Annotated in this window: 11 protein-coding genes; 6 read left to right on the plus strand and 5 right to left on the minus strand. The window is 63.5% G+C overall.

Features of this window, described 5'->3' with window-relative positions; translation table 11 throughout:
• Positions 1–88 precede the first annotated feature (88 nt).
• The 4 genes from G6N78_RS17685 (at position 89) to G6N78_RS17700 (ending at position 2,783) form a co-directional block, all read left to right on the plus strand.
• A complete protein-coding gene (locus tag G6N78_RS17685; RefSeq protein ID WP_165221011.1) occupies positions 89–1,384 on the plus strand; it encodes an Hsp70 family protein in 1,296 nt (431 codons plus the stop codon).
• Positions 1,385–1,426: 42 nt separating this feature from the next.
• Entirely contained in the window at positions 1,427–2,305 is an 879-nt protein-coding gene (locus tag G6N78_RS17690) for a uracil-DNA glycosylase (protein WP_165221014.1), read from the plus strand.
• Positions 2,306–2,443: 138 nt separating this feature from the next.
• Entirely contained in the window at positions 2,444–2,635 is a 192-nt protein-coding gene (locus G6N78_RS17695) for a hypothetical protein (RefSeq protein WP_165221017.1), read from the plus strand.
• A 10-nt stretch (positions 2,636–2,645) separates the two neighbouring features.
• The gene (locus G6N78_RS17700; protein ID WP_165221020.1) at positions 2,646–2,783 is read left to right on the plus strand and encodes a hypothetical protein; all 138 of its coding nucleotides are present in this window, start codon (positions 2,646–2,648) and stop codon (positions 2,781–2,783) included.
• A 22-nt stretch (positions 2,784–2,805) separates the two neighbouring features.
• On the opposite strand, the gene G6N78_RS17705 is transcribed toward G6N78_RS17700, so the two are convergent.
• Positions 2,806–3,744, minus strand: coding sequence for a DMT family transporter (locus tag G6N78_RS17705; protein WP_165221023.1), 939 nt, complete (start codon positions 3,742–3,744; stop codon positions 2,806–2,808).
• Positions 3,745–4,024: 280 nt separating this feature from the next.
• Here G6N78_RS17705 and pepN point away from each other — a divergent pair, with 280 nt between their 5' ends.
• Together pepN and G6N78_RS17715 are read left to right on the plus strand one after the other, a co-directional pair.
• The gene (gene pepN, locus G6N78_RS17710; RefSeq protein WP_165221026.1) at positions 4,025–6,673 is read left to right on the plus strand and encodes an aminopeptidase N; all 2,649 of its coding nucleotides are present in this window, start codon (positions 4,025–4,027) and stop codon (positions 6,671–6,673) included.
• Between the two features lie 187 nt (positions 6,674–6,860).
• Complete coding sequence (locus tag G6N78_RS17715) at positions 6,861–9,176, plus strand: PAS domain-containing sensor histidine kinase (protein ID WP_165221029.1); 2,316 nt, start codon at positions 6,861–6,863, stop codon at positions 9,174–9,176.
• Here G6N78_RS17715 and G6N78_RS17720 read toward each other — a convergent pair.
• The 4 genes from G6N78_RS17720 to G6N78_RS17735 all read right to left on the minus strand — a co-directional run bounded on the left by G6N78_RS17720 (position 9,151) and on the right by G6N78_RS17735 (position 15,978).
• Positions 9,151–12,126, minus strand: a complete 2,976-nt coding sequence (locus G6N78_RS17720) for a bifunctional [glutamine synthetase] adenylyltransferase/[glutamine synthetase]-adenylyl-L-tyrosine phosphorylase (protein ID WP_165221032.1) — start codon at positions 12,124–12,126, stop codon at positions 9,151–9,153. The genes G6N78_RS17715 and G6N78_RS17720 overlap by 26 nt on opposite strands.
• Before the next feature lie 33 nt (positions 12,127–12,159).
• Complete coding sequence (locus G6N78_RS17725) at positions 12,160–13,581, minus strand: sensor histidine kinase (protein WP_206531582.1); 1,422 nt, start codon at positions 13,579–13,581, stop codon at positions 12,160–12,162.
• Positions 13,578–14,336, minus strand: coding sequence for a response regulator transcription factor (locus G6N78_RS17730; RefSeq protein WP_165221035.1), 759 nt, complete (start codon positions 14,334–14,336; stop codon positions 13,578–13,580). The genes G6N78_RS17725 and G6N78_RS17730 overlap by 4 nt, the downstream gene beginning before the upstream one ends.
• Positions 14,337–14,424: 88 nt before the next feature.
• Positions 14,425–15,978 (minus strand): Do family serine endopeptidase, encoded by a 1,554-nt coding sequence (locus G6N78_RS17735; RefSeq protein WP_206531583.1) that lies wholly within the window; start codon positions 15,976–15,978, stop codon positions 14,425–14,427.
• Positions 15,979–16,081 lie beyond the last annotated feature (103 nt).

The following is a 16,081-nucleotide window of genomic DNA, read 5'->3' on the forward strand; positions in this document are numbered from 1 at the left end:
AGAGGGCGCCGGTCGTCCTCGTCTCGTTCAGGGTGCTCCATCGCAGGCGCCCGTCTCAGTTCATTTCGAAGATAAAAGGACGTTCGGCATGGCACGCGCGCTCGGGCTCGATTTCGGCACGACCAATACCGTTCTGGCGCTGGCCGAAGCCGGCGGCACCACCACCCATTCGCTTCCCTTCACCAGCAGCGCCGGTGTGAGCGACAGCATGCGCACCGCGCTCTCCTTCATGAAGGACCCAGAGCTCGGCGCCCAGGCACTGAAGGTCGAGGCCGGTCAGGCCGCCATCCGCATGTTCATCGACAATCCGGGGGATTGCCGCTTCCTCCAATCAATCAAGACCTTCGCTGCCAGCGCCGCCTTCCAGGCAACGCTCGTCTTTGCCCGGCGCCAGCAGTTCGAGGATCTGATGGAGATCTTCCTGCGCCGTCTCAAGGCCTATGCGGGCGAGGAATGGCCGACGGAGATTTCGAGGCTGGTCGTCGGCCGCCCGGTGCGTTTTGCCGGCGCCAATCCGGATGAGGCGCTGGCTCTGGAACGTTACCAGGCGGCGCTCACCCGCTTCGAACTGCCGGAAATCCACTATGTCTACGAACCGGTCGCGGCCGCCTATTATTTCGCCCAGTCGCTGACCCATGATGCCAACGTGCTGGTGGCGGATTTCGGCGGCGGCACGACCGACTATTCACTCATCCGCTTCGAACGCCATGCGGGAGAGCTGAAGGCGATCCCCGTCGGCCATTCCGGCGTCGGAATTGCCGGCGATCATTTCGACTACCGGCTGATCGACAATCTCGTCTCGCCGGAAATCGGCAAGGGCAGCCACTTCAAGAGTTTCGGCAAACTGCTCGACGTGCCGGCTGGCTACTATGCGAACTTCGGTCGCTGGAACCAGCTGTCGATCTTCAAGACGACCCGCGAATTCGCCGATCTGCAGTCGCTCGTGCGCTCCGCCACGGAGCCGGACAAGCTGGAACTCTTCATCGAACTCATCGAGCACGACGAGGGTTACCCGCTCTATCAGGCGATTTCCGCCACCAAGATGGCATTGTCCCACGAGGAGGAAGCGGAGTTCCACTTCTCGCCCCTCGGCAAGGCCGGCCACAAGACGGTGAAGCGCGCCGATTTCGAGACCTGGATCGCCGACGACCTGGCGCGCATCGAGGAGGCGCTGGACGAGGTGCTGGTGAAGACCAACACGCCGGCAGCGGATGTCGACAAGGTGTTCCTCACCGGCGGCACCTCGTTTGTGCCCGCGGTACGCGATCTCTTTCGGCGGCGCTTCGATGCCGACCGCATCGAAAGCGGCGGCGAGTTGCTGTCGATCGCTCACGGCTTGGCGCTGATCGGCGAAAGCGGGGATGTCGGCCGCTGGGCGGCGTGATGTCGCTTTATCCGGGCCGCCGCATCCGCTAAGGTCGTCGCCATGACCCCTGCGCATGATCTTTCCCCCGGCGAGCTGGCAGCCCTTCTGCATTTCTATGCTGATTCCGGCGTCGAATGGCTGCTGGAGGATGAGCCGGTCGATCGCATCGCGCAGTTTGCCGAACAGAAGGCGGCGCGCGCCGCGCAGATGCGGGCGCGCTCCCCTGCCCCGGCCACCGGCGAGCAGCCCCGCGCGGCGAGCACATCCCCCGCGAGGGCTGCGCAGGCGGCCACCAGCCGTGCGCCGGCCCCTGCCCCGTCCGTTGCGGTCCCGGATGCCGATGCGGTGGCGGCGGCAAAATCCGCGGCAGAGGCGGCCCGGACGCTCGGCGAATTGAAGACCGCGCTGGACGCGTTTTCCGGATGCAATCTGAAGCACGGCGCGCGCTCCACCGTCTTTGCCAGCGGCAACCCGTCCTCCGGCATCATGGTGATCGGCCCCATGCCCTCTGCCGATGACGACCGCGACGGAGAACCTTTTGCCGGTCGTCAGGGACAGATGCTCGATCGCATGCTGTCCTCGATCGGCCTCTCGCGTGAGACGGTGCTTCTGACGAATGTCGTGCCGTGGCGCCCGCCGGGCAATCGCCAGCCTTCGCCGGCGGAAATCGAGATCTGCCGGCCCTTTATCGAGCGGCAGATCGCCCTGGCGGAACCCACCCACCTGCTGCTGCTCGGCAACTTTCCGGCGCGTTTTTTCCTGGATGGGGATGGCACCATCTTCAGCCTGCGCGGCAGCTGGCGTGAGGTCAGCATTGCAGGCCTTCGCATGCAGGCGCTCGCCAGTCTGCACCCGCAGGACCTGATGACGGCGCCTGCCAACAAGGCCCTGGCCTGGCAAGACCTCCTGCTGTTCCGGCACGGCCTGCCAAAACATTGATCAAGGTTAAGCTTTTATGAAATCTGCCATGCAATTTACGCATGGCAGCGACGCATTGCCCGTGCTTGCCGAATCTATGTTGCGGTGCAATATTAGCAGCCGTGTCTTGGGAGGAAACCGAACTTAGGAACCAAGGCCATGACCACGCGCATCCGCCCCATCCATTCCGGCTTCGAGACCTTGCGTCTCGCCGGCCTCTCACCCCGCTCCACGCAGGGCTACCACAATTTCGGCTCCGTCACGAACGAGCAGATTTCCGCGCGCGCCTATGTCCGCCGCGGCATGCAGGCCCGTCCGACGGCCATCTTCGCTGATTTCCGTGAACGTTGAGGACAAGATGATGATCAAGACGATCCGCAGCCTGCGCATGAACCTCGCCGCCATCGGCACGGCAGTCCGCGCCAGCTCCGAATACACCCATGCGGCGACCGGCTCCAGGCAGGGCCGCAACACAGCCACCAGCCATATCCCTCTTTGAACTGACGCACAGTGCCGGACGATTACGCGGGAGGCGATGAGGCCTTCCGCGCCGCCTTGCGTTCGAGACCCAGCTGGTGCTCGCGGTAGATGATGAAGATGCCGGCCGAAACCGTGATCGAGGTGCCGAGCAGCATCTGCCAGGTCGGCACGTCGCCGAACAGGAAATAGGCAATCACGATTCCCAGAATGATCGAGGAATAATCGAACGGCGCCACCGTCGAGACGTCCGCATGCCGATAGCTTTCGGTCAGAAAGATCTGGCCAAGCCCGCCGCAGAAACCCGCGCCGATCAGAAACAGCTTCTCCTCCATCGACAGCGGTGCCCAGCCTAACGGATAGCTGATCAGGGACAGCACAGAGGCGGTGAGCGAGAAGAACACGACGATCGTCGCCGTCTTTTCCGTGCGCACGAGCTGGCGCGTCTGCACCATGGCAAGGCCGCCGATGATCGCTGACAGCAGCACGGCAAGCGCGCCTGTCGCCTGGCTGGCCCCAAGCCCGCCCTGCTCGAACATCGAGAGTTTTGGCCAGGTAATGATCAAAACGCCGAAAATACCGAGCGCCACTGCGGTCCAGCGATAGATCCGCACCTGCTCCTTGAGGATCAGGGCCGCGAAGATGACCGCCATCAGCGGCGAGGCATATCCGATCGCGATGGCATCCGGCAGCGGCAGCTGGATCAGTCCGTAGAAACCGCAGGCCATGGCCGCGACACCGAGAAGGCCGCGTTTCAGATGCCCGAACGGACTTTCCGTGCGAAAGGCGGTTGAAAGCTCGCGCCGCAAGGCCAGATATCCAAGGATCGGCAGCAGCGCAAAGGCCGATCGGTAGAAGGTGATCTGGCCCGCCGGGATACCTTCACCGGCCGACTTGATGAAGGTCTGCATTCCGAGGAAAACAACAACCGAAATGACTTTCATCGCGATCCCTCGCAGGGGATTTTGCGCTTGGGAATTCATGCGGGCAGGCTCATGGCAGGACCGGCGACGCTTCGGCCGGCAGAGAGAGGATCAGGGAAATGATGCCTCAACGCAAGCAGAACCTCGCACACATCACGGCTTGTGATGAAACGATCAATGTTTCATTCATCGTGACAGCAACCAGCCGGTAAGGCGGTAATCTATCCTGTCCTTTTTCGGAACGGCTTTAACAATCGTTCAGTTTTGGGTGCAATATTGCGGGGACTTTGCATTGCGCAAAACGAAAAAGCCTCCCGCCAGTCCAGAGCCAGGGAATAACATGCGAACAGACACGGGCCAGATTGTGCATCTGGCGGACTACCGCCCCACTGACTTCGTCCTGGAACGCGTCGATCTGACGTTTGAACTGGATCCGACGGCCACCCGCATCGAGGCTCGCCTGATTTTCCACCGGCGGGACGGTGTGGATGCTGGCCTTCCCCTGGAACTCGACGGCGACGAGCTGTCGCTGACGGAACTCAGGCTCGACCAGATGGAACTGCCGGCCGGCCAGTATGACGTAAGTCCTGACAGGCTGGTGATCCGTGATCTTCCCGAAAGCGCGCCCTTCGAGGTGACGGTGATCACCACGATCAATCCGGAAGCCAATACGCAGCTGATGGGTCTCTACCGCACCAATGGCGTCTACTGCACGCAGTGCGAGGCGGAAGGTTTCCGCCGCATCACCTATTTCCCCGATCGCCCGGACGTGCTTGCGCCCTACACGATCACCATCATTGCCGACAAGGCCGCCAATCCGGTGCTTCTGTCGAACGGCAATTTTCTCGGCGGCGGCAATTACGATGAAGGCCGGCATTTTGCCGCCTGGTTCGATCCGCATCCGAAGCCGTCCTATCTCTTCGCCCTCGTTGCCGGCGACCTTGGCGTTGTCGAGGACACGTTTGAGACGATGTCCGGCAATGAGGTCGCGCTGAAGATCTATGTCGAACATGGCAAGGAGCCGCGCGCCGCCTACGCCATGGATGCGCTCAAGCGCTCCATGAAGTGGGACGAGGAGCGGTTCGGCCGAGAATACGACCTCAATATCTTCCAGATCGTCGCCGTTTCCGATTTCAACATGGGGGCGATGGAGAACAAGGGTCTCAACGTCTTCAATGACAAGTTCGTGCTCGCCGACCCGGAAACCGCGACGGACCAGGACTACGCCAATATCGAGGCGATCATCGCCCACGAATACTTCCACAACTGGACCGGCAACCGCATCACCTGCCGCGACTGGTTCCAGCTGTGCCTGAAGGAAGGCCTGACGGTCTACCGCGACCACGAATTTTCCGCCGATATGCGCTCGCGTCCCGTCAAGCGGATCGCCGAGGTGCGCCACCTGAAGGCGGAGCAGTTCCCGGAGGATGCCGGCCCGCTCGCCCATCCGGTGCGCCCGACCACCTACCGCGAGATCAACAACTTCTACACGACAACGGTCTACGAGAAGGGATCGGAAGTCACCCGGATGATCGCGACGCTGCTGGGCCGCGACCTGTTCAAGAAGGGCATGGACCTCTACTTCGAACGCCACGATGGCGAGGCAGCCACCGTCGAGGATTTCGTCGCCTGCTTTGCCGATGTCAGCGGCCGCGACATGTCGCAATTCTCCCGCTGGTATCACCAGGCCGGCACACCGATGGTGACGGCCTCCGGGGTCTATGATGCCGGCAGCCAGACCTTTACGCTTTCGCTTCAGCAGATGGTGCCGGCCACGCCTGGCCAGCCCGTCAAGGAGCCGATGCACATTCCGCTCTCCTTCGCGCTGATCCTCGACAACGGCTCAATTGCCGAACCGACGTCGGTTGCCGGCGGTGAAGTGACGGGCGACGTGCTGCATCTGACCGCGCGCACGCAGACCTTCACCTTCTCCGGCATCGCCGCCCGTCCGGTTCTGTCGCTCAACCGCAGCTTTTCCGCCCCCATCAATCTCGATTTCAAGCAGGCACCGGCGGATCTCGCCCACATTGCCCGCCATGACAGCGATCTGTTCTCGCGCTGGCAGGCGCTGAACGATCTGGCTCTGCCCAACCTGATGCAGGCGGCGCGTGATGCCCGGGAAGGCCGCGAGGTTGTCTGCGATCCGGCTTTGATTTCCGCCCTTCTCGAAGCGGCGGCCGATGACGGACTGGAGCCGGCCTTCCGGGCCCAGGCGCTGGCGCTTCCGAGCGAATCCGACATTGCCCGTGAACTCGGCAACAACAATGACCCGGACGCCATCCATTCGGGCCGCCAGGGCATCATCGCCCTCATCGCCAAGGCGGGGGCAGACATTTTCGAAAGCCTGTTCACCGGCATGCGGATCGAAGGGCCGTTCACGCCGGATGCGGCCAGTGCCGGCAAACGGTCTCTGCGCAACAGCGCGCTTGCCTACCTCACCAGCCTGCACGGCACGGCAGCGCGTGCGGCCGAAGCCTTTGCCAGCGCCGACAACATGACGGACATGGTGCAGGCACTGACCGTTCTCGCCCATCGTTTCCCCGGTCAGGCCGAAACGGCCAATGCGCTTGGCGGCTTCCTCAAGCGGTTCGAAAACAACCCTCTGGTGCTCGACAAGTGGTTCTCGATCCAGGCGACCATTCCCGGTCACGCCGCACTTGCACGCGTCAAGGCGCTGCTCGAGGATCCGCATTACGTGGCAAGCAATCCGAACCGGGTGCGCTCGCTGGTCGGTTCATTTGCCTTTGCCAATGCCACCGGCTTCAACCGCCCGGATGGTGACGGCTACCGCTTCCTCGCCGATCAGATTCTCGCGATCGACCCGCGCAATCCGCAGCTGGCCGCCCGCCTCCTCACCTCGATGCGCTCCTGGCGGTCGCTGGAATCGGTCCGTGCCGATCAGGCCCGCTCCGTGCTCGCTGACATTCAGCGCAAGCCGAAACTCTCCACCGATGTCCGCGACATCGTCGAGCGCATGCTGACCGGCTGATATCGGTCAGGCAGACGGCAGGCTCGCTGCCGTCTGCCTGCGGCACCCTCGTTGGGAACGTTCGCGCGGCTAGCCTGCAATTATTAAAATTTTATGAGTTCCTCTGGACAAGCCGAATCGTCAATGATTCACTGTCCTTACATCGCAAGCGGCAGTGCGAATCACTTACGAGGGACCATCCAGAACCATGGCGGACGTGCAGCGGGAACCCGCAGCCGGAGTGCGGTTGCGCGCAAAATTTCCGGGTCGATCGGCGTTTGATGCTCTCGTGGCTGGGCGGATCATCGAGCATCTGCGCCGTCGCTTGGCAGAGCTGCCGAGCATGGAACTCTGGCTGAAGCGCTCGATCCCCGTCCTCATCATCGCCTTTCTGGCCGTCGTGGCCGCCTCGCGTCTGATGGGGCTCCTCTCCGAGCGGGTGCGCATGGAGGAAACGGCGCGGCAGACGGTGGCGCTGATGGTGTCCGCGAGCGCCGCGGCCTTCGAGGACCAGGCCGACGTCATCGGTCGGGGCGACCGGATAACCGCCGAAAGCCGCCTTGCGCGCATCCTGCCCCAGTCGCAGGTGGATGCGGCGGCCACGGTTCTCCTGGTGGATTCCACCGGCGTCATCTTCGGCGGGTCCCCGGGTGTCTCTGCCGTCATCGGCCAGCGTTTCGATTCTCTGTTGCCGGAAATGGTTGCCAAGCGCAGTTTCGGCGGGGGCGACGGCGTGATCGAGACGAGCTTCCACGACGTGCCGCATTATGCCGCCATGCGCAGTCTCGGCGGCGGCCTCATCGTCGCCTCCTACTCGCTGGACAGCATCGAGGCCTTCTGGCGCCAGCAGGTCTCGCTCAATGTCACCCTGTTTACCGGCATTTCCGCCGTCCTGCTCGTCATCCTCTACGCCTATTACCTGCAGGTGAAGCGGGCGCGCGATGCCGACGAGATCTTCCTTGAATCCAACATGCGGGTCGAGACCGCGCTTGCCCGCGGGCGCTGCGGGTTGTGGGATTTCGACCTCTCGAACCGTCGCCTGTTCTGGTCCCGGTCGATGTACGACATGCTGGGCCTGCCGCCCGGCAACAATGTGATGTCCTTCAGCGAGGCCGCGCGCATGATGCATCCGGGCGATGGCAACCTGTTTGCGCTTGCCCGCTCCGTCGGCCGCGGCAATGCCAAGCAGATCGACCAGGTGTTCCGCATGCGTCATGCCGCCGGGCATTACGTCTGGATGCGCGCCCGCGCGCAGGTGATGCATACCGGCCCCGGCCGCGCCCATGTCATCGGCATTGCCATGGATGTCACCGAACAGCACCGGTTGGCCCAGCGCTATGCGGAAGCCGACCAGCGCCTGGCGGACGCCATCGAATGCACGTCAGAGGCCTTCGTGCTGTGGGACAAGAATGACCGCCTGGTCATGTGCAACGCCCATTACCAGCAGGCGTATGGCCTGCCGGAAAGCGTGCTGGTGCCCGGCACCGAACGCAGCACCGTCATGGCCGCGGCCCTTCGCCCGGTCATCGAGCGGCGAATTGCCGATCCGGATATCAGCGGCTTTTCGCGCACCACGGAAGTCCAGCTTGCCGACGAACGCTGGCTGCAGATCAACGAGAGGCGCACCCGCGATGGCGGCATGGTCTCGGTCGGCACCGATATTTCGCTTCTCAAACGCAACCAGGAGCGCCTGCGCGAATCCGAACGGCGGCTGATGGCAACGATCAACGATCTGTCGGCCTCGCAGCGCAAGCTTGAGCGCCAGAAGGCGGAACTGTCGATCGCCAATGCCAATTACCAGGCGGAAAAGGAACGCGCCGAGGCCGCCAACAAGGCGAAATCCGAGTTCCTGGCCAATATGAGCCACGAGCTGCGCACGCCGCTCAACGCCATCCTCGGCTTCTCGGAAATCCTGCTGAACGGCATGTTCGGCCCGGTCGGCTCGCCGAAATACAGCGAATATGCCCGCGATATCCACGACAGCGGCAAGCATCTGCTCAACGTCATCAACGACATCCTCGACATGTCGAAGATCGAGGCCGGGCACATGATGATCAACTGCGAGACGATCGATCTCGCGCCGCTGATCGAGGAAAGCGTACGCCTCACCTCCATTCCTGCCGAAGAAAAGCACATCGCCGTCACGCAGCGCATCGAAACCGGCCTTCGCATGCAGGGCGATCGACGCGCCATGAAGCAGATCCTGCTCAACCTGCTTTCCAATGCGGTCAAATTCACCGATGAAGGCGGTCGGGTGGAACTGCGAGCACGGCAAACAGACCGCGGCCTCTGGCTCACCATCGCCGATACCGGCATCGGCATCCCGAAAACGGCGCTTGGCAAGATCGGTCAGCCCTTCGAACAGGTGCAGAGCCAGTATGCCAAGAGCAAGGGTGGCTCAGGCCTCGGGCTTGCCATCTCCCGCTCGCTGGTCACGCTGCACGGCGGCACGATGCGCATCCGCTCGCGGCTTCAGGAAGGCACGGTGGTCGCCCTCTTCATCCCTCGGAAGGCGGAGACTTGAGCGACAGCGTCGCGGTAAAGATCGCCCGCACCGCTTTGGCCGTGCGTTTGATATCGGTTTCCACCAGTTTCAGGTTTGGCTGATCGGCAGCCGCGCAGAGGCGCTCGATCAGCCCCGCCGGCGCGTCCTTCGGATCGAACTCGTCGCCGAGGCAGAGCCGGATGATCTGCGACAGCTCCGTATAGAGCGCCAGCGCCGCGATGCAGGTGTCGAGGTCATCGGCACCGATCAAACCTTCCCCGTGCCGTTTCAGAGCCAGCGCCGTGCCGCTTGCCAGAACGTGACCACCATCGACTTCTGCCGCCTGCGGTGCGACGAGGCACGCATATTGCGCCAGGAACTCGATATCGATCAGCCCGCCCGGCATCAGCTTGAAGTCCCAGGCGCTCTTCGGCGGCTTTTCCGTCTCGATCATCTGGCGCATCTCGGCGACATCGGCGGCCACCTTGCGCCGTTCGCGCGGGCTCTGCATGACCTCGGCAATCACCGCGTTCGCCTGTGCCATCAGGCTCTCGTCGCCGCAGATCAGCCGGGCGCGGCTCAGCGCCATGTGCTCCCAGGTCCAGGCTTCTTCCTGCTGGTATTTGCGGAAGGCGTTGATGCGGGTGGCGACCGGCCCCTTGTTGCCGGAGGGACGCAGCCTCAGATCGACCTCGAAGACGATCCCTTCCGCCGTCGGCGCCGAAAGCGCTGCCATCAGCCGCTGCGTCAGCCGGGTGAAATAGCGCATCGCGTCGAGCGGCTTGGCGCCGTCGGATTCCAATGCTGCATCGTCGTAATCGTAAAGCAGGATGAGATCGACATCCGACCCGGCCGTCAGCTCGAAACTGCCGAGCTTGCCCATGCCCATCACCGCGACGCGCCCGCCGGGATATTCCCCATGCGCCTGACGCATTTCGTCCCGGACCGCGTCCAGCGCCTGTTCGATAACGAGATCGGCGAGATCGGTGAAGGCGCGCCCCGCCTGGATGCCGGTGATCGCACCGGTCAGCAGGCGAATGCCGATGAGGAACCGTTGCTCGGCGGTGAAGATGCGCAGCCGGTCGAGGATCTCCTCGTAATGACGCGCGCCGCCGACGAAGGTCATCAGCCGTTCGGCGAGATAGTCGCGCGTCGGGATTTCCGCCATCAGACCGGGGTCCAGCATGCCGTCGAAGACATGCGGTCGGGCGGCGATGATATCGGCAAGCCGTGGTGCCGCCGACATGATGGTCACGAGCAGTGACAGGAGGCCTGGATTGTTGCCGAGCAGCGAAAACAGCTGAATGCCGGCCGGCAGCGCCTTCAGGAACCCGTCGAAGCGCAGCAGCGCCTCGTCCGCCCGTTTGCTGCGGCCAAAGGCGGTCAGAAGATCCGGCATCAGTTCCGTCAGCCGCTCACGCGCTTCGACCGATTGCGTCGCCCGGTAGCGGCCATTGTGCCACGTGCGGATCACCCGGGACATGTCGGCGGGCCGCTCGAAACCGAGCTTCGACAGCGTCTTCAGCGTTTCCGGATCGTCGTTCTGGCCGGTGAAGACCAGGTTGCCGTCGCCTGTCGAGAGTTTTGCCTCCTGCTCGAAGAGTTTCGCATAGCGTCGTTCGACGGTGCGCAGCACGCCCTCCAGCTTGGCCGCAAAGGCCGCCGTATCGGCAAAACCCAGCATATAGGCAATGCGCTTCAGCTCGGTCTCGGTCTCCGGCAGGCGGTGCAGCTGCTCGTCGCGCACCATCTGGATGCGGTGCTCCACATCGCGCAGGAACCAGTAGGCCTCCGTCAGCTCCTTGGCGATCTCCGGTCGGATCCAGTTGGCATCAGACAGCGCGGCCAGCGCTTTCTCCGTCTGTCGTTCGCGCAGATCCGGCATGCGTCCGCCGGCGATCAGTTGCTGCGTCTGGGCAAAGAACTCGATCTCGCGAATGCCGCCGCGCCCGAGCTTGACGTCATGGCCCTTCACCGCAATCGCGCCATGGCCCTTGTGCGCATGGATCTGGCGCTTGATCGAATGGATGTCGGCGATTGCCGCATAATCGAGATATTTGCGATAGACGAAGGGCACCAGCTGGCGCAGGAACGCCTCCCCGGCGGCAAGGTCACCGGCCATCGGTCGCGCCTTGATGTAGGCGGCCCGCTCCCAGTTCTGCCCGCGCCCTTCGTAATAGATCAGCGCCGCCTCGACCGGCACGGCCAGCGGCGTCGATCCCGGATCGGGCCGGAGCCTCAGATCCGTGCGGAACACATAGCCGTCGCCGGTGCGCTCCTGCAGGATGCGGATCAGCCGGCGCATCATCCGGCCATAGAATTCGGTCGCTTCCAGCGGATCGGGCAGGATGCCGGAGTCGGGATCGAAGAAGATGACGATGTCGATGTCGGACGAATAGTTGAGCTCGAAGGCACCGAGCTTGCCCATGCCAAGCACGATCAGCCCCGATCCCTTGGCCGGATCAACCAGGTCGTGCAGGGTCAACTTGCCGGCATGATGCTGGGCGAGCAGCAGGTGGTCGATGGCACTCGCCACCGCGGCATCGGCGAGCCGCGTCAGCCAGGCCGTCGTCTCGCGCGCATGCAACAGGCCGGCCAGATCGGCCAGCGCCAGGATAAAGCTCACCTTTGCCTTTGCCCGGCGCAGCGTGGCCATCACCTCGGCCTCGGAAGGCGCACCGTTCTCGGAAGACGGCTTCCAGCACTGGCGCACCTGATCGACCGCCTCTCCCAGCAGCGTCTCCAGCGGCTCGGAAAGCACGTCCGCCACAAGCTCGGGCCGCAGGACGGCAATATCGCGGAGATAAGGCGAGAGCGAAAAGGCGGCGGTGAAAAATTCCTTCAGCACACCGCCGGAGGCCAGCATCTCCGCCACGCGCGGCTGAGCTGCTCCCATCTCCTTCAACGTGGACAGCGCCGCCTTGGCTTCCGTCTGGTTGAACGGTTTCAGCTGCGTCTCGCGCAGATCCGTCAGGCGCCGAAGCGTCATCGCGTCTATCCTCCCCAGGCTTTCCAAACCCATTTAGGGCTTTTGGGCGGGGAAGACCATCGTTGCCGTCAGCCCCGGCTGTGGAGCATCGTCGCCGTGGGTGGCAGACAGCTCCAGCCGGCCGCCATGCAGCTCCATCACCGCCTCGACCAGCGACAGGCCAAGCCCGGTTCCGGGTTTGGAGCGGCTTTCGTCCAGCCGCACGAAGCGCTTCACCACCTCGGCGCGCTTGTTCGCCGGAATGCCCGGCCCGCTGTCGCAGATGGAAAGGCGAAGCCCATCCGCCGCTTTCGCCAGCACGAGCCTGACCGGCGTCTCGCTGCCGCTCTCGGCGGCGTATTTGATCGCATTGTCGAGCAGGTTGAAGATCGCCTGGCCGATGAGTTCGCGATTGCCGTTGACCGTCAGCCCCGGCTCGATCTCCATCGTCAGCGACAGCCCCGCCTCTTCCGCCACCGGCTCGTAAAGCTCGGCGCTGTCGGCAGAGATGGCCGAAAGGTCGATCATCGACATTTCAGCCGCAATCGACCCCGCTTCGACCCGCGAAATCATCAGGAGTGCGTTGAAGGTGCGGATCAATTGGTCGGATTCGGCGATGATGCCCTCCAGTGCATGACGCCGCACATCGTCGCGATCCTCGGCCAGCGCATCGGCCGCCTTGTTGCGCAGGCGCGTCAGGGGCGTCTTGAGATCATGCGCGATGTTGTCGGAGACCTGCCGCAGGCCCTCGTTCAGCTTCTCGATGCGCTCCAGCATCGAGTTCAGCGATTCCGACAGGCGGTCGAACTCGTCGCCGGAAACGCCGACCGGCAGGCGCTGCGACAGATCCCCGGCAATGATCTTGGTGCTCGCCGCCGACATCCGGTCGATGCGTTTCAGCGCGTTGCGACCGATGCCGAACCAGATGATCACGGCGCCGAGGCCCATGATCGCCAGCGCCACCATCAGCGCGCGCCGCACGATACCACGGAAGCGGCCGGGTTCGCCCAGATCGCGTCCCACCATCACGCGCAGGCCATTGTCGAGAAAGAACACGTTGCCGGTCGCCACATGCGGGCGCGGCGGCCCGAGCTCGGTAAAGGGCTCGTAGCGGAAGGGCATGTTCGTCCAGCCCTCCTTGCCGAGAATGCCGGGTTCGACGCTTGCCACATTGCCGGCCAGCATCTCGCCGCTGGGGCTCGCAATCACGTAGAGATTGGCGCCCGGCTGGCGGGCCCGGCGTTCCATCACCCGCAGCAACTGGTTGATGCCGCCCCGCTCGAAGGCGCCGCGGATTTCCGCCGTCTCCTGCAAGAGCGCCTCGCGCACCTGCTGCGCCAGCAGCCGCTCGGACATCGCCGTCACATAGACGACGAGAAAGGCGGCGCACAGGGCAAACAGCACGATGTAGAGCGCCGACAACCGCACGGTCGTGGAGCGGAACACCAGTCGGACACGGCTTGATGACGGTTTCACGCCTCGTCCTTGATCATGTAGCCGGCGCCGCGAATGGTCTTCAACAGCGGCTTGTCGAAGTCCTTTTCGATCTTGGATCTGAGACGCGAGACATGCACGTCGATGACGTTGGTCTGCGGATCGAAATGGTAGTCCCAGACGTTTTCGAGCAGCATGGTGCGGGTCACCACCTGGCCGGCATTCTTCATCAGATATTCGAGCAGGCGGAATTCGCGCGGCTGCAGCAGCACTTCCTTGCCGCCGCGCCGCACCTCGTGCGACAGGCGGTCGAGCTCCAGGTCACCGACGCGGTAGACCATCTCCTGTTCGGGCGTTCCCTTGCGGCGGCCCAGAACCTCGACGCGTGCCAGAAGCTCGCTGAAGGCATAGGGTTTCGGCAGGTAGTCGTCGCCGCCGGCGCGAAGGCCGGTCACGCGGTCGTCCACCTGGCCGAGCGCCGAGAGGATCAGCACCGGCGTGTTGACGCCGCGCTTGCGCAATTCGCTGATCACGGAAAGCCCGTCACGCCGCGGCAGCATGCGGTCGATCACCATCACATCATAGGCGTTTTCCGAGCCCATGAAGAGCCCGCTCTCGCCATCGCTCGCGTGGTCGGCCACGATGCCGGCCTCGCGAAACGCCTTCGTCATATAGGCCGCGGCCTCGAGATCGTCTTCAATCACCAGAATCTTCATGTGCGGGACAATAGCCTCCCGATCAACCTGATTGAAGGCGGATTCGGCCAGGTCATGGTTTTGCGGTGCATTGGTCTGCATGCGGGCCTCCTGAAGACGTCAAAAAGGCGCCGGTCCAAGCCCGGCCCGGCGCCTTTCATCGTTAAGGATCAGAGTCTGCGGGGATCGATCAGCCCTGGTTGATCGGAAGCGCCATGAAGCGGCTGCCGCTCTGCGATTCGACCTGGAAGAGCGCCCGGGTACGACCATCCTTGCGCGCCGCTTCGAGAGCCTTCGTCACATCGCGGGCAGACGAAACCTGCTGGTTGTTCACCGAGGTGATCTTTTCACCCTCGCGCAGGCCCTTGGCTGCCGCTTCCGAACCCGGATCGACATCGGTCACCGAAACACCCTTGCCATCTTCGGCAGGTGCCACGGTAATGCCGAGATCGGCCAGAGCCTTCTCGCTCGACGGCTGGCTGTCCGGCTCGCTCTGCGTCTTTTCGGCCTTCGTCGCTTCGTCGCTGGCGAGGTTGCCCAGCATGACCGGCAGGGACTGAGCCTTGCCATCGCGCCAGATCGACACCTCGACCTTCTGGTTCGGACCGATCGCGGCAACCTTCTTGGCGAGATCGCGGGCATCCTTCACCGGTTCGCCGTTGACGGCGGTGATCACGTCGCCCTGCTTGATGCCGGCCTTGGCACCCGGGGAGTTATCCTGCGGGGCAACCACAAGCGCACCCTTGGCTTCGGCGAGACCGAGCGATTCGGCGATATCCTGCGTCACCGGCTGGATCTGCACGCCAAGCCAGCCGCGCTCCACCTTGCCATCCTTCATCAGGTCGGCGATCACATCCTTGGCGGTCGAAGCCGGGATGGCGAAGGCGATGCCCACATTGCCGCCGGACGGCGAGAAGATCGCGGTGTTGATGCCCACCACTTCGCCTTCCAGGTTAAAGGTCGGGCCACCGGAATTGCCACGGTTGACGGCGGCATCCACCTGGATGAAATCGTCATAGGGGCCAGAGCCGATGTCGCGGCCACGCGCAGATACGATACCGGCCGTCACGGTGCCCCCGAGGCCGAAGGGATTGCCGACGGCCACCACCCAGTCACCGACGCGGGTCTTGGCGTCATCGGCAAACTTCACATAGGTGAACTTGCGCTTGGCATCGACCTTCAGGAGGGCGAGATCGGTGCGGCTGTCCTTGCCGACGAGCTTGGCGTCGAGTTCGGTGCCGTCATTCATCACCACGGTATAGGCCGAGCCGTCGGAAACGACGTGGTTGTTGGTGACGACATAACCGTCTTCGGAGATGAAGAAGCCGGAGCCCTGGGCGACAGGGCGCAGATAATGCGGACGGTTCGGATTGCGCTGGGCATGATCCTGGCCACGCGGGCCGCCCGGCATCTGGTTGCCGAATTCGCGGAAGAAGCGCTTCAGCGGATGGTCGTCCGGCAGGTCGTCAAAGCCGCGACCACCGAAATTAAAGGAAAATCCGTTGCCGCTGTCGTCGGAGACGGGGGTTGCGTCGGACTTGACGCGGACGGAGACGACGGCGGGAGACACCGCGCTGACAACATCCGCAAAACTCGGAACCTGCGGCGCGGCAACGGTCACCGGCTCGGCGAAAGACTGGTAGACCTGGGCCGGAATGCCGGTCGAGAGCATGACAGCCGCGAGGCCTGCGACGGTCGTTCCCTTCAGGACGGTTTTAAGAGAGGGGCGTCCGATCTTGCTCATGGAGTGATACCTTCTTTTCATCTTCACATTCAGACTGGAGGACCGACATTTCTTCCGATCTGCCGGCGGCGGTGGATGACGCAAGATATAGGCAGCGCCACCT

The organism is Allorhizobium pseudoryzae (genome assembly GCF_011046245.1).
GTDB classification, from domain to species: Bacteria; Pseudomonadota; Alphaproteobacteria; order Rhizobiales; family Rhizobiaceae; genus Neorhizobium; species Neorhizobium pseudoryzae.